22 protein-coding genes are annotated in these 16734 nt (G+C 40.2%); 11 read left to right on the forward strand and 11 right to left on the reverse strand.

Going from position 1 to position 16734, the window contains the following annotated elements; all coding sequences use genetic code 11:
* Positions 1-12 precede the first annotated feature (12 nt).
* The 11 genes from ACFIJK_RS03370 to virB11 all read left to right on the forward strand — a co-directional run bounded on the left by ACFIJK_RS03370 (position 13) and on the right by virB11 (position 6872).
* A complete protein-coding gene (locus ACFIJK_RS03370; protein WP_375626506.1) occupies positions 13-417 on the forward strand; it encodes an EexN family lipoprotein in 405 nt (134 codons plus the stop codon).
* Positions 418-443: 26 nt separating this feature from the next.
* Entirely contained in the window at positions 444-647 is a 204-nt protein-coding gene (locus ACFIJK_RS03375) for a hypothetical protein (RefSeq protein ID WP_375626508.1), read from the forward strand.
* Between the two features lie 65 nt (positions 648-712).
* Entirely contained in the window at positions 713-1117 is a 405-nt protein-coding gene (locus ACFIJK_RS03380; protein WP_375626509.1) for an EexN family lipoprotein, read from the forward strand.
* 26 nt (positions 1118-1143) lie between these two features.
* Positions 1144-1419 carry a hypothetical protein gene (locus ACFIJK_RS03385; protein WP_375626511.1) on the forward strand — a complete coding sequence of 92 codons (276 nt, stop codon included), beginning with the start codon at positions 1144-1146 and terminating at the stop codon, positions 1417-1419.
* Complete coding sequence (locus tag ACFIJK_RS03390; RefSeq protein WP_375626513.1) at positions 1412-1789, forward strand: EexN family lipoprotein; 378 nt, start codon at positions 1412-1414, stop codon at positions 1787-1789. Before ACFIJK_RS03385 ends, ACFIJK_RS03390 begins: the two co-directional genes overlap by 8 nt.
* 36 nt (positions 1790-1825) lie before the next feature.
* Positions 1826-2755: a type IV secretion system protein gene (locus ACFIJK_RS03395; RefSeq protein ID WP_375626515.1), complete on the forward strand. Its 930-nt coding sequence runs from the start codon at positions 1826-1828 to the stop codon at positions 2753-2755.
* Positions 2756-2792: 37 nt separating this feature from the next.
* A complete protein-coding gene (locus tag ACFIJK_RS03400; RefSeq protein ID WP_375626517.1) occupies positions 2793-3080 on the forward strand; it encodes a type IV secretion protein VblB7 in 288 nt (95 codons plus the stop codon).
* A complete protein-coding gene (locus ACFIJK_RS03405) occupies positions 3077-3748 on the forward strand; it encodes a virB8 family protein (RefSeq protein ID WP_375626519.1) in 672 nt (223 codons plus the stop codon). Before ACFIJK_RS03400 ends, ACFIJK_RS03405 begins: the two co-directional genes overlap by 4 nt.
* Positions 3749-3750: 2 nt before the next feature.
* Positions 3751-4605 carry a P-type conjugative transfer protein VirB9 gene (virB9, locus tag ACFIJK_RS03410; protein ID WP_375625280.1) on the forward strand — a complete coding sequence of 285 codons (855 nt, stop codon included), beginning with the start codon at positions 3751-3753 and terminating at the stop codon, positions 4603-4605.
* Between the two features lie 27 nt (positions 4606-4632).
* Positions 4633-5802 carry a type IV secretion system protein VirB10 gene (gene virB10, locus ACFIJK_RS03415; RefSeq protein ID WP_375626522.1) on the forward strand — a complete coding sequence of 390 codons (1170 nt, stop codon included), beginning with the start codon at positions 4633-4635 and terminating at the stop codon, positions 5800-5802.
* Positions 5803-5819: 17 nt separating this feature from the next.
* Positions 5820-6872 (forward strand): P-type DNA transfer ATPase VirB11, encoded by a 1053-nt coding sequence (gene virB11 / locus ACFIJK_RS03420; RefSeq protein ID WP_375625278.1) that lies wholly within the window; start codon positions 5820-5822, stop codon positions 6870-6872.
* Positions 6873-7714: 842 nt separating this feature from the next.
* Here the strand turns inward: virB11 and ACFIJK_RS03425 are convergent.
* The 11 genes from ACFIJK_RS03425 to tilS all read right to left on the reverse strand — a co-directional run bounded on the left by ACFIJK_RS03425 (position 7715) and on the right by tilS (position 16720).
* Positions 7715-7915: a type II toxin-antitoxin system RelB/DinJ family antitoxin gene (locus ACFIJK_RS03425; protein WP_375626525.1), complete on the reverse strand. Its 201-nt coding sequence runs from the start codon at positions 7913-7915 to the stop codon at positions 7715-7717.
* A gap of 84 nt (positions 7916-7999) precedes the next feature.
* Positions 8000-9310, reverse strand: a complete 1311-nt coding sequence (locus ACFIJK_RS03430; protein ID WP_375626527.1) for a Fic/DOC family protein — start codon at positions 9308-9310, stop codon at positions 8000-8002.
* The gene (locus ACFIJK_RS03435; RefSeq protein WP_375625275.1) at positions 9261-9524 is read right to left on the reverse strand and encodes a hypothetical protein; all 264 of its coding nucleotides are present in this window, start codon (positions 9522-9524) and stop codon (positions 9261-9263) included. Before ACFIJK_RS03435 ends, ACFIJK_RS03430 begins: the two co-directional genes overlap by 50 nt.
* A complete protein-coding gene (locus tag ACFIJK_RS03440) occupies positions 9511-9699 on the reverse strand; it encodes an antitoxin VbhA family protein (RefSeq protein ID WP_375626529.1) in 189 nt (62 codons plus the stop codon). The genes ACFIJK_RS03435 and ACFIJK_RS03440 overlap by 14 nt, the downstream gene beginning before the upstream one ends.
* 196 nt (positions 9700-9895) lie before the next feature.
* On the reverse strand, positions 9896-10141 hold the full coding sequence (locus ACFIJK_RS03445) for a HigA family addiction module antitoxin (RefSeq protein WP_375625273.1): 246 nt from the start codon (positions 10139-10141) through the stop codon (positions 9896-9898).
* Positions 10113-10274, reverse strand: a complete 162-nt coding sequence (locus tag ACFIJK_RS03450) for a type II toxin-antitoxin system RelE/ParE family toxin (RefSeq protein WP_375626656.1) — start codon at positions 10272-10274, stop codon at positions 10113-10115. Before ACFIJK_RS03450 ends, ACFIJK_RS03445 begins: the two co-directional genes overlap by 29 nt.
* A gap of 6 nt (positions 10275-10280) precedes the next feature.
* Positions 10281-10436, reverse strand: a complete 156-nt coding sequence (locus tag ACFIJK_RS03455) for a hypothetical protein (RefSeq protein WP_375626531.1) — start codon at positions 10434-10436, stop codon at positions 10281-10283.
* 142 nt (positions 10437-10578) lie between these two features.
* Positions 10579-10752, reverse strand: coding sequence for a hypothetical protein (locus tag ACFIJK_RS03460; protein ID WP_375626533.1), 174 nt, complete (start codon positions 10750-10752; stop codon positions 10579-10581).
* Between the two features lie 296 nt (positions 10753-11048).
* The gene (gene glmM / locus ACFIJK_RS03465; RefSeq protein WP_375625271.1) at positions 11049-12422 is read right to left on the reverse strand and encodes a phosphoglucosamine mutase; all 1374 of its coding nucleotides are present in this window, start codon (positions 12420-12422) and stop codon (positions 11049-11051) included.
* Between the two features lie 545 nt (positions 12423-12967).
* Positions 12968-15118: an ATP-dependent zinc metalloprotease FtsH gene (ftsH, locus tag ACFIJK_RS03470; RefSeq protein WP_375626535.1), complete on the reverse strand. Its 2151-nt coding sequence runs from the start codon at positions 15116-15118 to the stop codon at positions 12968-12970.
* A gap of 114 nt (positions 15119-15232) precedes the next feature.
* The gene (tilS, locus tag ACFIJK_RS03475) at positions 15233-16720 is read right to left on the reverse strand and encodes a tRNA lysidine(34) synthetase TilS (RefSeq protein WP_375626537.1); all 1488 of its coding nucleotides are present in this window, start codon (positions 16718-16720) and stop codon (positions 15233-15235) included.
* Positions 16721-16734 lie beyond the last annotated feature (14 nt).

The following is a 16734-nucleotide window of genomic DNA, read 5'->3' on the forward strand; positions in this document are numbered from 1 at the left end:
GGGGAAATATCTATGAATAAAGTTCTCATAACAACATTGCTACTTGGCACTGGAATTATCGCTGCTGGATGTGAAAAAACCTATAGCGTCGCTGAATTTAAAAAAGATGAAAAATTACGCCTAGAGTGGGATGCGAAATGTGGATTTGCAGGAACTTCAAAAAATTGTGAAAACATGCGGTTAGCATTTTTAGAACTTCAGAAAGAATATGAAGCAAAAGCTGAAGAAAGAGAGCGTGAAGATGACGAACGTTATCGTAAAGCAATGGAAAAAGCTAAAGCTGAACAAGACGCCAGGATTGAAAAAATGAGAGCAGAGAATAAAAAATTCCGAGCTGAACAAGAAGCAAAAGAACGCGCTGAAGAAGAACGAAGAGCAAAAGAGCGCGCGGCAGAAGAACAACAAAATAACCATTAAGACATAATGAAGAGCGGAGCATCTCAATGGCAGTAGAAAGCAAAGGCATATTCACTAAGATAGACAATATGTTGATGGATCCCCTTACAAAGACAATGGATAGCACCATTACACATCGCTATTGCGCTTTAGCTGCTCAACTTAAAGAGTTTTGTGCATTCTATAATATATTTATGGCAACATTATGTCTGTGCTCTAGATTTATCATCACTGGTTATAAAAACCGATAACACAAGCAGAATTTAAAGATTGTGCTCAAAACTTGTAAAACTGAAAGGAAAAAGGGGAAATATCTATGAATAAAGTTCTCATAACAACATTGCTACTTTGCACAGGGCTCATCACCGCTGGCTGTGAAAAAACCTATAGCGTCGCAGAATTTAAAAAAGATGAAAAATTACGCCTAGAGTGGGATGCGAAATGTGGATTTGCAGGAACTTCAAAAAATTGTGAAAACATGCGGTTAGCATTTTTAGAACTTCAGAAAGAATATGAAGCAAAAGCAGCAGAAAGAAGCCGTAAAATTGAAGAAGAAAATCGCAAAATAGATGAAAAGTTTCAAGCTGAACAAAAAGCTTGGATTGAAAAAATGAGAGCTAATACTCAAAAAATACTCGAAAAACAAAGAGCGGAAACACGCGCTGAAGAAGAACGAAGAGCAAAAGAGCGCGCGGCAAAACAACAACAAAATAACCATTAAGACATAATGAAGAGCGGAGCATCTCAATGGCAATAGTAACCAAAGGTGTATTTACTTGGATAGATAATACTGTAATGCATTCCCTTACAAAGACAATGGATAGCACCATTACACATCGCTATTGCGCTTTAGCTGCTCAACTTAAAAAGCTTTGTGCACTTTATAATAGATTTATGGCAACATTATGTCTCTGCCCTAGATTTATCATCACTGGTTATAAAAAACCGATAACACAAGCAGAATTTAAAGATTGTGCTCAAACCTCAAAAACTGAAAGAAAGAAGGGGAATATCTATGAATAAAGTTCTCATAACAACATTGCTACTTGGCACTGGAATTATCACAGCTGGCTGTGAAAAAACTTACAGCGTCGCTGAATTTAAAAAAGATGAAAAATTACGCCTAGAGTGGGATGCGAAATGTGGATTTGCAGGAACTTCAAAAAATTGTGAAAACATGCGGTTAGCATTTTTAGAACTTCAGAAAGAGTATGAAGCAAAAGCAGCAGAAAGAGAGCGTCAAGCGGAAGAGAACCTTCATGAAGCATTTAAAAAAGCTAGAGCTAAAATAATGTCCGATCTTGAAAAAAGAGAAGCTGAATATCAAAAAAGGCAAGCTGAAGAAGAACAAAAAGCAAAAGAGCGCGCTGAACAACAACAAAATAATGATTAAATTATAAAAATACACAATGAACAGTGGAGCATCTAAATGGCAGTAGAAAGCAACGGCATATTTACTGAAATAGACAATATGTTAATGGAGCCACTTACAAAGACAATGGATAACGCCATTAAGCATCTTTCATCAAGCTTAGGTGCTCCGCTTAAGCTGTCTTGTACAATTTACATTATATTTATGGGCTACAATATCATCTATGGGCGCTCTTCCATGCCCTTATGGGAATTTATAGTGACAACTTTCAAACTCGGCATCATTGTTTCACTTGCCACAAACGCTGCTCTTTATAATGAGTGGGTCAGTGGGATATTTTTCCATGATCTGCCAAATGCCATTTCAAATGTCACACAAGGAGCACATGTGGATCGAAATGTATGGGACAATATGATAAACAAAGCTGGAGCACAGGTTTTGGACGCAGCAAACCAGTACACAGGTCTGACTCAAATGGGGATGTTTATTGCGACATGGATTGCTGGTTTTATCTGCCTAGTTGCTGCTATCTTATTTTGTCTAGTCGGTTTTGTTGTTTCATTATTTGCTAAATTGGGTTTGTTTCTTGTCCTATCAATAGGACCACTCTTCATAAGCCTCTATATATTTTCCTCAACCAGAAAATTCACAGAAGCATGGTTAGGGCAAGTTGCAAACTTCATCATTTTATATGTGTTAGTCGTGCTGCTTGGTGGTTTATATGTTAACATTTCAATGAACGTTTTTTCAGGAGATATTAAAAATATCTTCACTACTTTAATTCAGTTCTTGGTTGTTGGTATTGGTGGTATTCACCTTTTCCTCAGACTCCCTGATATCGCATCAGCTTTAGCCTCTGGGGGAGCCTCCCTTACAGGATCAGGACCAGTTGCTAAAGCAACGGCTCAACTAACAGGTAAAGCTGCTAAAGCAACAGCCAACACGATAGCAAAGGGCATTAAAAAATTAGCATCACTATTAAAATAAAAAACTAGCATCACTATTAGCAAAGGTCTAAGTTCAAATGCGGGAATTTAAAAAAATTGGGATTATCTTACCATTTCTCTTTCTCAGTGGCTGTGTGTCTTCACCAAACACACTGAAGTCACTCCCAAAGTGTGATGGATATTCTAAACGTCCACTCAACAGATCAATGTGGAATTGGGAAGGGAAAAAACCCACGCCCACACCCATTATCATCAGTAACAACACCCCTTCACCCCTAAAAGAAGGCAAGCTGGAAATGCTTCTGGCACAAAAATTAACGGATGGAGAAATCAAATCTTACAAAAATTGCGGGCAAAAAGCATGAAAGAAAAAGACATAGAACAATACATCGCTGAAGCGCGCTCGTTCGATCAAGATCGCATGCTCGCCTCACGCCGCACCACGCGCGCCTCGCTTGCCATTGCCGGCATCGCGGTTGCTGTTGCAATAATGTCTTCTCTCGCGGTCATCACCCTCACACCCCTTAAAACCGTGGAACCTTTTGTCATCCGTGTGGACAACTCAACCGGCATTGTTGAAGTTGTGGAAGCCTTAAAAGAAGGTCCCACCAATGTCGACGAAGCAATCACACGCTACTTTGCTGCAAAATATGTCCGCTCCCGTGAAGGCTTCACCACAGAAGAAACACAACACAATTTCCAAACCGTCTCTCTCCTCTCTTCTTCTGAAGAACAGGAAAGATTTGCCAGCTGGTATGGAGCAAGAAATCCCCAAAGTCCTCAAATTCTCTATAAACACGCCGCCGTTACAATAACAATAAAATCAATCTCCTTTATCAATGACGATGTCGCCCAAGTGCGTTACTACAAAACCATTCACGACAAAGACAACAACAAAGAATTCATCACCCACTGGGTTGCAACACTTACCTTTGAATACATCAATGCCCCTATCTCTGTCCAAAACCGTTTGATAAATCCTCTAGGGTTTATTGTTAATGAATATAGAACCGATCCGGAAGTGGTCAACTGATCATGACAAAAAAAATTCTTTTTCTCATTCTTAACATCGCTATTACCCTTTCTCCTATACCGATAAGCCATGCCAGTATTTTTCCCACCCGTGCGCCAAGCGATAGCCGCATTCGCTTTATCAACTATGATGCCTATAATGTCACAAAAATTATTGGCTCCATACGCTCATCGGTACAAATAGAATTTTCTCCCAATGAAGAAATTGCCCATGTGGCAATTGGCAACAGCGTTGCATGGGAAGTCGCCCCCGCTGGCAATATTCTTTTCCTCAAAGCGCGGGAAGTCCAACCCATTACCAATCTCCAAGTCGTCACCACAAAGCTTGATGGCTCAAAGCGCTCCTATCAATTTGAACTGATGGTCAAAGATGGAGAAATTTCATCTGGACAAGAAACATATTTCCTTGTGAAATTTCGCTACCCACAAGAAGAAGCAGAACAAAGAAGACTCGCAGCCCTTATGCGACAAGAAAAACAACAAGCCCAGCGTATCGATAATGTCTTCAACGCTTCTGAAACCTACGGACCACGCAATTGGGCTTACACCGCTCAAGGATCGAGCGTGCTCGAACCCTCCTCCGTTTATGACAATGGCAAAACCACAACATTTACATTCCCAGACAACCAAGAAATCCCTGCCATTTACATTGTCAGCAATGACGGTACAGAATCGCTGGTTCCCAAAACCACAAGAGGCAACATGGTTATTGTCCATGCCATTAGCGCACGCTTCACCCTAAGACAGGGAAAAAACGTCCTATGCGTCTTTAACGAAGCCTATCAACCAAAAGGCACAAATCCAAATACCGGAACAACCTCACCATCTGTTGAACGTAAAGTTGCATCAGATCTTTAAATAAGCGGGAATTGAAGGGGACAACACATGAGTGATAAACCAATCATCGAAGATCGCGGATCTATTGGGGATGGCAAAAACAATAGTGCCAAAACCGCCGGCAAAAAAATAGTTGTCGCAATCGCCTGTATAGGAATCTGCGGCTATGTGCTCTGGAACATCTTATCCACCCCCACAGAACAAAAAGACACCGCAAAAGCTCATAAAAAACAAGCACAAAACTTTCACAATTCCCTCGCCCCTTTAGAGCTCGTCCCCTCTGACCCGCGCGCCAACATAGCGCCAATAACCTTACCACCCCCACAACCACTCGCACAAGAACCCAAAAAAGATGACCCACTACTTGATGCCGCAAGACGCGCCCCTGTTCTCGCTTTTGCCAAAGGCTCTAAATCGCAATTAAAAGACATCGTCAACACCACTCTCAACCCCCTTGAAAAATTCCATGCCCTTGAAAATCTCGCGAATGCGCAAAATTCTCCTGCCCTTCAAAACACACAAAATTTTGCAACCCTTTTAAAACCCACCACAACAGAAGAAACAAAAGCAAAACTCATCGGCAATAGAAACTTTATCATTGCCATGGGAACCTCTATCCCCTGTATCTTAGAAACGGCATTAAACAGCGACCAACCAGGCTTTGCAAGCTGCATCATCAACCGTGATATCCTCTCTGACAATGGGCGCGTCGTTTTGCTTGATAAAGGAACCCAAGTCGTTGGAGAATACCGCGGTGGAATAAAACAAGGTCAATCTCGCCTCTTTGTGCTCTGGACAAGAGCAAAAACCCCAACCGGTGTTATCATTCCCCTTGCCTCTCCAGCAACCGACAGTTTAGGCAGAGCCGGTTTTGATGGCAACATCAACACCCATTGGTGGGAACGCTTTGGCTCTTCCCTTTTACTCACCGTTATTGATGGTGCCACAACCGCCCTAACAAATAAAACAAAAAACAATTCCAACGCAGGTGCCAACAATGCTGGAGGCGGTGGTTTTGAAGGCGCAAACAACACTGGAAAAGAAGCCGCCAATATTGCCCTTGAAAATCAAATCAACATCCCCCCTACCCTAGAAAAATTTCAAGGCGAACTCGTCAACATCTTTGTAGCAAGAGATCTCGATTTTTCATCTGTCTATAAACTAGTCGTAAAGAGCAAAAGAAACCGCTCTACTACCAGCTATTCCTTTTTTCATTAAGCCAATAAAGTCACATTATGCCCTCAGCAAAAAATGCAGAACGCGCCTCTATCGTTTTAACAAAATTAAAGATCTTAGATGACTTCCTTAATGATGAAAATTTATTTGAAATTGTCATCAATCGCCCCGGCGAAGTAATCGTTGAGGGTCCCAATGGTTGGCAAACCCACATCGTAAAAGAACTAACCTACAGCGAACTAGAAGGGATTGCAAAAGTTGTTGCTGCCTACACAACACAAAAAATCAGTGTAGAAAACCCCGTTCTCTCCGCAACACTGCCAAACAACGAACGCATACAAATTGTTATGCCTCCAGCAGTTGCTGCCAATACCATTAGCATGACCATTCGTAAACCTTCATCACGCACTTTTTCTCTTGAAAGTTTACATGAAAACAATCTGTTTTCTGTTGCCCAAAACACCAGTTTCACACCCACACAACAAATGACAGAACGGTTATCCGAACTCTCTGATACAGACAAAGAGCTAACAGATCTCTTTATCGCTAAAGATTTTTGCACCTTTTTAGAACGCGCCGTTATTACACAACAAAATATCTTAATATCGGGCAAAACCGGTTCTGGTAAAACAACCCTCTCCAAAGCTTTAATTGCAAAAATCCCTGACTATGAACGAATTCTCACCATTGAAGACACGCCAGAACTTGTCGTTCCGCACGCCAACAAAGTCCAACTTTTTTATTCAAAAGATAACCAAGGCTTAGCAAAAGCAGGCGCAAAAGAACTGCTTGAATCAGGCTTACGCATGCGCCCCGACAGAATCCTTCTACAAGAGCTGCGTGATGGTACAGCCTTTTACTATATCCGTAATGTCAACTCTGGTCACCCAGGCTCCATTACAACCGTCCACGCCTCAACAGCACTTGCAGCCTTCGAACAAATGACCCTTCTTGTCAAAGAAAGTGACGGTGGTGGTAATTTAGCACGCGATGATATCCGCGGCTTATTAATCTCGATGATTGATGTCATCATCCAATGCAAACGCCTCGAAGGAAAATTTCGTGTAACAGAAATCTATTACGACCCCTTCAAACGCCGTGATGCTTTCTAAAAAAACGCGACCCTCACACCCCTTTTATACCAATAGAGCTTTCTTAAAAACACGATTATAAGCCGCGGATATCATCGCGTGCTAAATTACCACCATAGCTTCAAGTTCATTTTCAATGAATTGAAAGCAAAAAACAAAAAGAAGTAAAAATATCATCCCCATTCCCAATCACGCATGCGCCCCACAAAAAAACCACAACGTGCCGAAAATGATATCTATAACCCAATATTTTTTCTGATTTTTTTGACATCAACATTTGCAGGAATATAGATACCAAATTTCGTATCCACTTCACCTTTAGCTTCAGACAAAAGCTTCACAAACACCTTTTAATATAAGAGGTCCTGCTTTATTTGCCTTATCCATTATTATTCTTTTCGATATTCATCGAGAAGCGCAGTTAAATTTTTCTTCCACGCATTCCTCTCTGATTTTATCAAATTGCCTCAAGATAATTGACTGTACACATCTTCGATCAACACCGAAATATTTTGACCACCAAAAAAGGGTATAACCCTATATCTCCCACTTTTACCCCTTATGCTTTAAAACCTAACTTTCCTTGGCTTCCCCTCCCGTACCTTCCATAAAATCACCAGCATCTGGATGAGTAGCAATAAAAGAAACAATATCAAATAATTCTTCAAGCGATATGCCTTCTTCTTTTGCAGAAATTCAATAAGCTGCCGTTTCAATCACGGTTTGCATACATCATTCAATATACGGAAAACACCCATAACGATAATGATGTAAATGAAAAGCTAATTTGAAGTGAATGATCAGAAATATCAAATATCCAAATGATGAAACAAATCTTACCTATCTTTAGCAATACATATCTCTTAACCCTTGTCACTTTTCTCAAAAGTTTTAAGCGTTTCCACATTAGGAATATACATATCAAATGGCAATCCCTTTTCATAAACAACTTTTGTCAAAGCAATACGGATGAAATCAGACACCGTAAGTCCTAAATTTGCTAATATTTCACCGGATTTTTTTAACGCCCTATCTACGCAGGCACATACAACATCTTTTGTCACACCTATATTAAACACCTTTTGAGTACCTCTCTTTTGTCATATCGCTTAATAGGGCTTATACAGCATAAGGCTTTATCCTTGCCCTCACCGTATCATATCTATTGATCTTGCACGCGCTATTGCGTTGATTTTCTCCTGTTGTCTCTGTTGCAAAAATTTAACCGCCATTTGAAACTCTTTTATGCAATCTTTATCATGAGACTGTTCTTTGGGGACCACTTTTGATAAATCAAAACCATATTTATGAATGGCATCATGTCCAAAACGTTTATCTAAAGCACTTTGTAGCTTTAAAAACTCTTGATTGATCTGCTCTGGTATCTTTGAATAACTATCACGACCAGCTTCAACATTTTTCATAAAAGTCACTGCTTCTTGTGAAAGCGAGGGGACTTCAACTTTCAATCGCTCACGCTCCCGCGTAAAACTATCCATATGTCTCTCATAAGAATTCTTATAAAAGGATTGAAGCGCTCTCATAGTAGAGACAGCAAGAGGAACATTGTAAAGCGCTTCTTTTCGTTCTTTTCCTGTAGCCTTCAATTTATCGATAAAACGATCTGATCCACGCAGTTCTCCTGCTCTATCAGGTTCCCTTTCCAAAATATCAGATAATTTATCGCCTTTACCTGCTAAAATCGTTTGCTCAATCCTAAGCGCAGCCTCTTGTGGATCTCTATAAATAAATGCTAAACGACTGTTTAACTCCTTAAACATATTAACATAAGATTTTTCATTCCTAAGAGCGCTGAGCACCTTCTGTTCTAGATTAGAGTTATCCGTATAAGCAGCAAGGTATGGAGCTTTTTCTGTTGCTTTTAACGTAGCATTAACATCCCTTTGCGATTGCTCAACTTCAAGTTCTTCTTTTTGAAGTCTGCTAAAAGCTGTCTTTTCTCTATCCCAAAGGGTTTCAATCTTCTCTTTTTGTTGTTCCAAGCACTCTTTATTAAGATCAATGCAAAAAGCAATATTTTTGCCAATACCTTGAGAAACATCATCCCTTTTATTTTCTGTAAACTTGGTAAGGTTCTTATAGATGAGTGCAGACAGATATTCTGAATTACCAAAATGTGCTTCAATTGACGCACGTGTCATTTCTTGTCGCTCAATACCCTTCCAGTTGATACGATAACCAGCTTCACAAGCAAGTTGCACCATAAATTCGCGCTGAGTGCGCCCATTCCCCTCTCGAAACGGATGCAACGCATTCAACTCGCCCATGTAATACCCAGCCCTTTGGCTAAAGTCATAAGCGCCAAGACCACGCAGATACTGTTCTTTTGCAAGCTTTTGTGTAATCTTCGGTGCATAACTTTCAATCTGATTATAACTAGCAAACATACTATTGCCTTTGGCAATATCCACTAAACGAACTTGTCCCGCGCCATTCATATATGTCACCAAACAGTCTTCTATGAATCTCTTTCATGTAATTCAGATCAAACTTACCACCAATAGGAGTATGTACAAATTCGAAAGATTTTACATAAGAAATCGTAGATTCTACACGCTGCAGTGTGGCTTTGTCTTTAATACCAAGCCGATTATACATCACACCAGTTTCATGATCAGTATAAGGATCACCGCTCCCCTTATACTTCCCCACGTTTTACCCGCTCCATATAATCTTTGATGATATCACTTATTTCAAGCTCTCCAATAATAACACGTTCCATTTGCTCAACGACTTTTGGATCTGGCTCTAATCCCTCTAAACGTTGGCTTGCCAATGCATTTTTAGCAGCAAAGCGACGCAGCTTAATTTCCTCTTCACTCAACATATAAAACCTTCCTTTGCTTATATTTATTATAGCCAAGCAGACTATAGAAACAAGATTTTATTGCCTTATCTTACCGTGTCACATCTTTTGCCTTTATCCGCGCTATCGCATTATTTTGCTCTTCCACATGTCTTTGTTGCAAAAATTTAACAACCATTTGAAGCTCTTTTATGCGTTCTTTATCATGAGACTGTTGTTAAAAAATTGCTTTTGATAAATCATAGTTTGTTTGCATAGCAAGCCAAGCACGTGCTGTGCTTACACCAGACATTTCAAGCCTAATAGCAAGATTAGCACTCATAGCGGCTTTTCCATTTAAAACTCTAGAAAGTGCTCCACGAGATATACCAAGCCACTCTGCTGCTTCATTAACGGATAAACCAAGCTCTTTGATCACATCTTCACGCAATAACTCACCAGGATGTGAAGGATTCTTCATCATTATTTAGATCTCCTTTTTGATGATAATTTAGATAATCAACCATTTCGACATCTATGCTATCAAAGCGAAATATTACACGACAATTTCCATTTACAGTAATTGACCAATAATCCTTGAAATCGCCTTTTAGCAGATGTAATCAAAAAGACGGATAACTCAAATCTTTTGGCGATACATCTACTTCAAGAGCACCTAGAATACGCTTTAATTTTTGAGCATGGGCGGTTCTAACCCCTTTAGTCGTACCAGTATTACAAAAAGCTTCAATTCTTTTATGTTTAAATCCTAAGATCATAAATTAATATAGCGTGTAACACTACAAGATACAAAAAACGTTCATAATTTTTATACCACAGGGCTTTTTTTACTTTATAAACATTAGAACTGTCGTGAAAAAATTGCTCATTCTCATCTCTTTCTAATTATTCTACTCATTATTAGAAAAGTATAAGTTCATAATTAGGAGGAGCTAAACGTAATAGGAGCGCATCATATCCCCAATTGGCAGCTGCACTTAGAAACATAACGACGATATAACCAATAGCCATTGCTGTTTGATGTTCATAAGGATCTGCCCCTGCTGTATATCCAGCAAAAAGAATGAATAACAATAATAAACTCCCCCTAAACTCTGTTAAAATAATAACTGGTTTACGAATAAGTAAAAGAAAAAGGAAAATCAAAAAAGGTATATTTTAAATATCTTACGAACTATAGAACACTCTACGCGTTATATTTATTAGAACTCTATTTTTCTCTTTTTTATTTAATTGATTAGTAGATAGAATATCCATTACCGTTATTACATCACTCACATAGTTAATAATCACAACTTTTGTAATTGCCAAAATCCCACATTACAATAAGATCTTTATCAAAAGATAATCTGATAATTTTCTCAAAAAATTCAAGATTCCTCAAGTGCAGTACCCATGCGTACATCATGATGAATAATAACATCCATCAACTCTGTCACGACTGTGTCCAATACTTCTCGTGCATCGCCTTCAGCCATAAGGCGGATAACCGGCTCAGTTCCAGAAGCACGGATCACCAGCCGTGCCTCTTTTCCCAACCGCTTCTCTGCTTGATCAATGGCCGCTTTGACCGGATTTTTTTTCAAAACATTTTTATTTTTAATCGTTACATTTTTTAAAATTTGCGGTACAGGTTCAAACCGTTTACACAATTGGCTCATAGGACTTTGACTTTCCTTCATACAGGCTAAAATCTGCAATGCAGCCACCAAGCCATCACCCGTTGTACCAAAATCACTGAGCACAATATGCCCAGAAGCCTCACCACCAACATTATATCCCTTTTGGCGCATGGCATCGACAACATAACGATCTCCAACATTTGTCCTTACAAGGTGCAATCCTTTACTGTGCAAGAAACGCTCCAGTCCAAGATTTGACATAATCGTTGTGACAACACCATTGCGCCGTAATCGTCCCATTTTATGCCAATTTTCAGCAATTACAGCAATCAACTGATCTCCATCAACCGTTTGTGCTTTTTCATCAACAATAAGAACACGATCTCCATCTCCATCAAGAGCAATCCCCACATCAGCACGCACTTCATGCACTTTTCGTTTTAAAGAGCTTAAATCGGTTGATCCACATTTTTGATTAATATTGGTACCATTGGGCTCATCATGAATAGCAAAAACCTCAGCCCCCAATTCCCATAAAGCACGGGGAGCAGCTTTATAAGCAGCCCCATTGGCACAATCCACAACAATACGCAAAGCATCTAAGCGAACATCACGCGGCAAGGTTCGTTTGGCATATTCAATATAACGATAAATATCCCCCTCAACCCGCTTTGCATAACCAATTTCAGCAGAACTTGCTAAAGACTTTGAAAGATCTGTATCGATCAATTGTTCAATTTTAGCTTCCATATCATCTGAAAGTTTAAAACCATCAGGACCAAAAAGTTTAATGCCATTATCATAGAACGGATTATGAGAAGCAGAAATCATCACCCCAAGATCCGCTCGCAAAGAGCGGCAAAGCATTGCAACAGCAGGTGTTGGCACTGGACCCAATAAAAAAGCTTCCATCCCCGCAGAAGTCAACCCTGAAACCAAAGCATTTTCCAACATATAGCCAGATAATCGTGTATCCTTACCAATCACCACACGACGTGATTGATGTTGTGAGCGGAATAAAACCCCTACAGCCATCCCCACCTTCATGGCAAAATCGGGTGTCATAGGAAATGAATTGGCTTTCCCCCGAATCCCATCTGTACCAAAATATTTTTGCACCATGCCTCTTTCCTTTAATATATAATTCTTCCCTTGGCTTTTCTTTAAAACCCTAACAAGCCCCCTTGGTACAATAGTCCCCTCCCCATATAAAATCAGATCATTGATCTAAACCTTCATGCATTTAGACAATCAAGAATCCTATTCATCATCTACACATCTAAACCCCTCTCAACCCATTATGTTCACACCCTCACACATAAAAGCAATAGTATCTCCTCAAAATGCTTTACACATCTCCTGAACACAACCAAAGGATAATCTCACACATTTGCTAAACCCGTAAAAAACCCCAGCACCTAACCTCTAACCTTATCAAATCCGTAAGGAAATCTATCGCCAACCTCACACCTTGCTAAATCAGTAAAGGAAAATACCACCTCGCCTTATCGCCTGCTAAAACTGTCATCATACAACAGCTTTGCTTAATTTTTTGCTTCCATATTTTTGCAAATATTACATTAAAGGCGCAAGCTTTGCTTGCGCCTTTCTCAAAGAATTTAGAAGTTTTCCTAAAACATCGTTACTCAAGCGTTATTAAGCAGTTCTTATTTTTCTTTATCATCTCCCGCAGTACTGGGCTTCTTTTCAGCATTACTTTTAGAGCGGTTGACTGATTTTGTGGTACCTTTTGTGCTTTGCGCTTTTTTCTCAGTCTCATCCGATCGGACTTCATTAGACTGAGCCTCCTTAGGCTCAACATTACCGGATTTTGCTGTTTTTTTCCCAACAACTCCCTCTGCTTTGTCTGCCTCTAGTTTACTGATCTCTACTTTATGAGGCGCTGTGTTAGCGTTTTTTTCATCTTCCACTGTTGTCTCTGTCTTCATTTTTCCAGTTTTTGGAACAGAAGATCCCCGTGGCGCAGCATTCTCATCTTTCTGTGTGCGTGAAGGAGGCTTTCCTGCAATAACTTCGTTAATTTCAGCTCCCGTTAAAGTCTCATATTCCAACAAACCTTGTGCCAAAGCAAACCATTCTTTTCTTTTTGTTTTCAAAATGTTAGTCGCATTTTTATAGGCATCATCAATAAGCTTACGCACTTCCATATCAATCATGCGCGCTGTTTCTTCAGAGACATTTTGTGTTCGCGCAACAGAATGACCCAAAAAGACTTCATCTTGGTTATCGCCATAAGCTACATTTCCAAGCAGATCAGAAAATCCCCACCGTGTGATCATTGCGCGTGCTAGTTTAGTTGCTTGCTCAATATCAGAAGAAGCACCGGATGTGATATTTTCCTTTCCAAACTTTAATTCTTCAGCCACACGTCCACCCATCATAATGGCCAAACGAGAAATCATCCACCGATAACTCATGGAATAGCGGTCGCCTTCAGGCAATTGCATCACCATTCCCAATGCTCTTCCCCTTGGAACGATTGTTGCTTTGTGGACAGGATCAGCAACTGGCACATTAAGAGCCACAATAGCATGCCCTGCTTCGTGATAAGCAGTGAGTTCTTTTTCCTCTTGTGTCATAGCAGTTGAACGACGTTCAGCCCCCATCATCACCTTATCTTTGGCATCTTCGAATTCTTGCATCGTGACAACTCTTTTATTACGGCTCGCAGCCATAAGAGCAGCTTCATTGACCAAATTCATCAGGTCTGCACCGGAAAATCCTGGTGTTCCCCTTGCCAAAATTTTCAAATCAACGTTAGGTGCTAAAGGCACGTTGCGCACATGCACTTTCAAGATTTGTTCACGCCCAGAAACATCAGGATTTGGCACAACAACTTGTCGGTCGAAACGCCCTGGTCTTAACAAAGCGGGATCAAGCACATCGGGACGGTTTGTTGCGGCAATAAGAATAATACTTTCATTGGGCTCAAACCCATCCATCTCGACAAGCAACTGATTTAAGGTCTGTTCACGTTCATCGTTTCCACCACCAAGTCCAGCCCCCCGATGACGTCCAACAGCATCGATTTCATCGATAAAAATAATACAAGGTGCATTTTTTTTAGCCTGTTCGAACATATCGCGCACACGGCTCGCCCCAACACCAACAAACATTTCAACAAAATCAGATCCTGAAATGGTAAAGAATGGCACATTGGCTTCACCTGCCACAGAACGTGCTAGCAAAGTTTTACCGGTTCCAGGAGGACCAACAAGCAAAACACCGCGCGGAATACGTCCCCCTAAGCGTTGAAATTTTTGTGGTTCGCGTAAAAATTCAACAATTTCTTGAAGATCTTGCTTTGCTTCTTCAACGCCAGCAACATCTTTAAAGGTAACACGTCCTTGCGCTTCATTAAGCAATTTTGCTTTTGATTTCCCAAATCCCATTGCACCGCGTGATCCATTTTGCATTTGCCGCATAAAAAAGACCCACGCCCCCACGATAATAATAACAGGCAATAAGGAAAAGAGGAGATTGAGGAAAATGCTATTTCCAGAGCTTTCCGGAACAGCTTTAACATTAACGTTTTTGCTTTCCAATTTTTGTATCAAACCTGGATCGCGAGGAGCATAGGTTGAGATAGTTCTATGTTCAATGGTTTGTCCTGTTAATTTTTGACCTTGAATGGTCACAGATTTTAACTCATTATTCTCAACTTTTTGCAAAAATTCAGAATAGGAGACTTCTCCACCACCAGAACGCTGACTATCTCCATTAAAGAGAGAAAACGACACAATCAAAATGAAGGCAATAACTCCCCAAATAAGGAGAGAGCGGTAATTGGAATTCATATTCAGCCCACTTAATCAAATATAGATTTCAAACAGTTCCCCTTAACATATAACCTTGTCAGCCCCTTGCCAAGAGATGAGAAGCTGTTTATTTTCTTTTAGAGTAATTTTCCTTTATCTTTTCACCTTAATATTAAAAAAAGGTTCCACAACATTTACCAAGGCAGCATCTTCTCGTGAAGAAAGCCAATCGAAAGGTGCCATAATACGCTTGATTATAACATGTTTATGAACAACTGCTTGAGAAATCAACTCTGGAATATCATACCCTTTGTGATTTGAGATCATCAGCAGCGATTGTAAAGAGGGAAAATGAGGCTTTTCAAGCTCAAAATCGCTATTTTTTAATAAAAATTTCAGCTGTTCTAAATTTGCGGCTCCAACCTTTATAGCCTCAGATCCATGATTTATGATTTGATAGCGCCCATCCCATATAAAAGTTTTATCTGGCTCAACGATAGCCTCTTTCATATTTCGCCCTTCACGCCACAAAGAAATTCCGTGCTTGTTATATTCAATAACAGAGCCCGCATAAGTAAAACGCTTCTTTTCTGGAGAATCGAGACAGAGTTTTTGAACAAGCATGCTTAATTTCTGATTGGGAAGTAAATAAAATCCCCCTCCCATCAGCACCGCAAAGAGCCCCACCACAAAAGGAAAACTGGAATGTTTCTGTAAAAATAGCGCAGGCTTTGCTATGAAACAACGCCCATGTTGAACAGTAATATCCAGCGCTAAGATCAAATCAGCGATATTTTTCGCTTGTTGACGACGCTGCAATGCGGCTTCATTTATTTTTTGAGCAATATAAGCCAATTTTTCAGGATGAAGAGATTGACGCACGCGCACACGCTCAAATTTGCGATCTTCATTGGTTGGATCATCAATCCATGTTTGTCCTTGTAAGCGTAAATAATTCCGTAATGTTTGGCGTTTTACACCAAGGAGTGGACGAATCAAACGTACTTTTCTATGCAACAACGCTTCACGCGGAATACAGGATAAACCACGCTCATAGAGGAGACCATAGTTTTTTTCGGCAATATTTTTTCTCGTTTCTCTGGCATGATCCTCATCATGTATACCCTCGGCTTCACCGCGCAAAGAACCGGCAAAACCACTGGAATAAACCTCATCACGCATGGCACCAACTTCACCGTGCAACGCACCTCTATTTTTTTGGAGACGTTGATAACGCATTTGATAGGTTTCAACCTGATCATTGAGTGTATGGCCCGTCATAATAACTGATGCACCTTGTTTTTGTGCTTCTTTAACCAAAAGATCATAGCGTGCAACACGAGCACTGGAAGCAATATGCGTCTTTGGTTTTTCGCCTTCCCACCGCACAGCGATATGTTTAATGTGATAAACGCGACAAATTTTCGCAACAGTTTCTGCTTCACGCGTCGATTCTTTACGCAATTGATGATCAACCGTGACAACAATCATTTCTGGAGGAACTGAGAGAGTTTCCAAATGCTCTTTGACCAAAAGCATCAAAGCCAAAGAATCACTCCCCCCTGAGACGGCAAGAATCAACTTCTGACATTGAATAAAATCCGATGTTTTAAAGAGATTTCTTGCCAGTCTAACGCACACCGAAAACGACCTCG

It is taken from the genome of Bartonella sp. PS17NMGDW, assembly GCF_042193555.1.
Lineage (GTDB): Bacteria > Pseudomonadota > Alphaproteobacteria > Rhizobiales > Rhizobiaceae > Bartonella > Bartonella grahamii.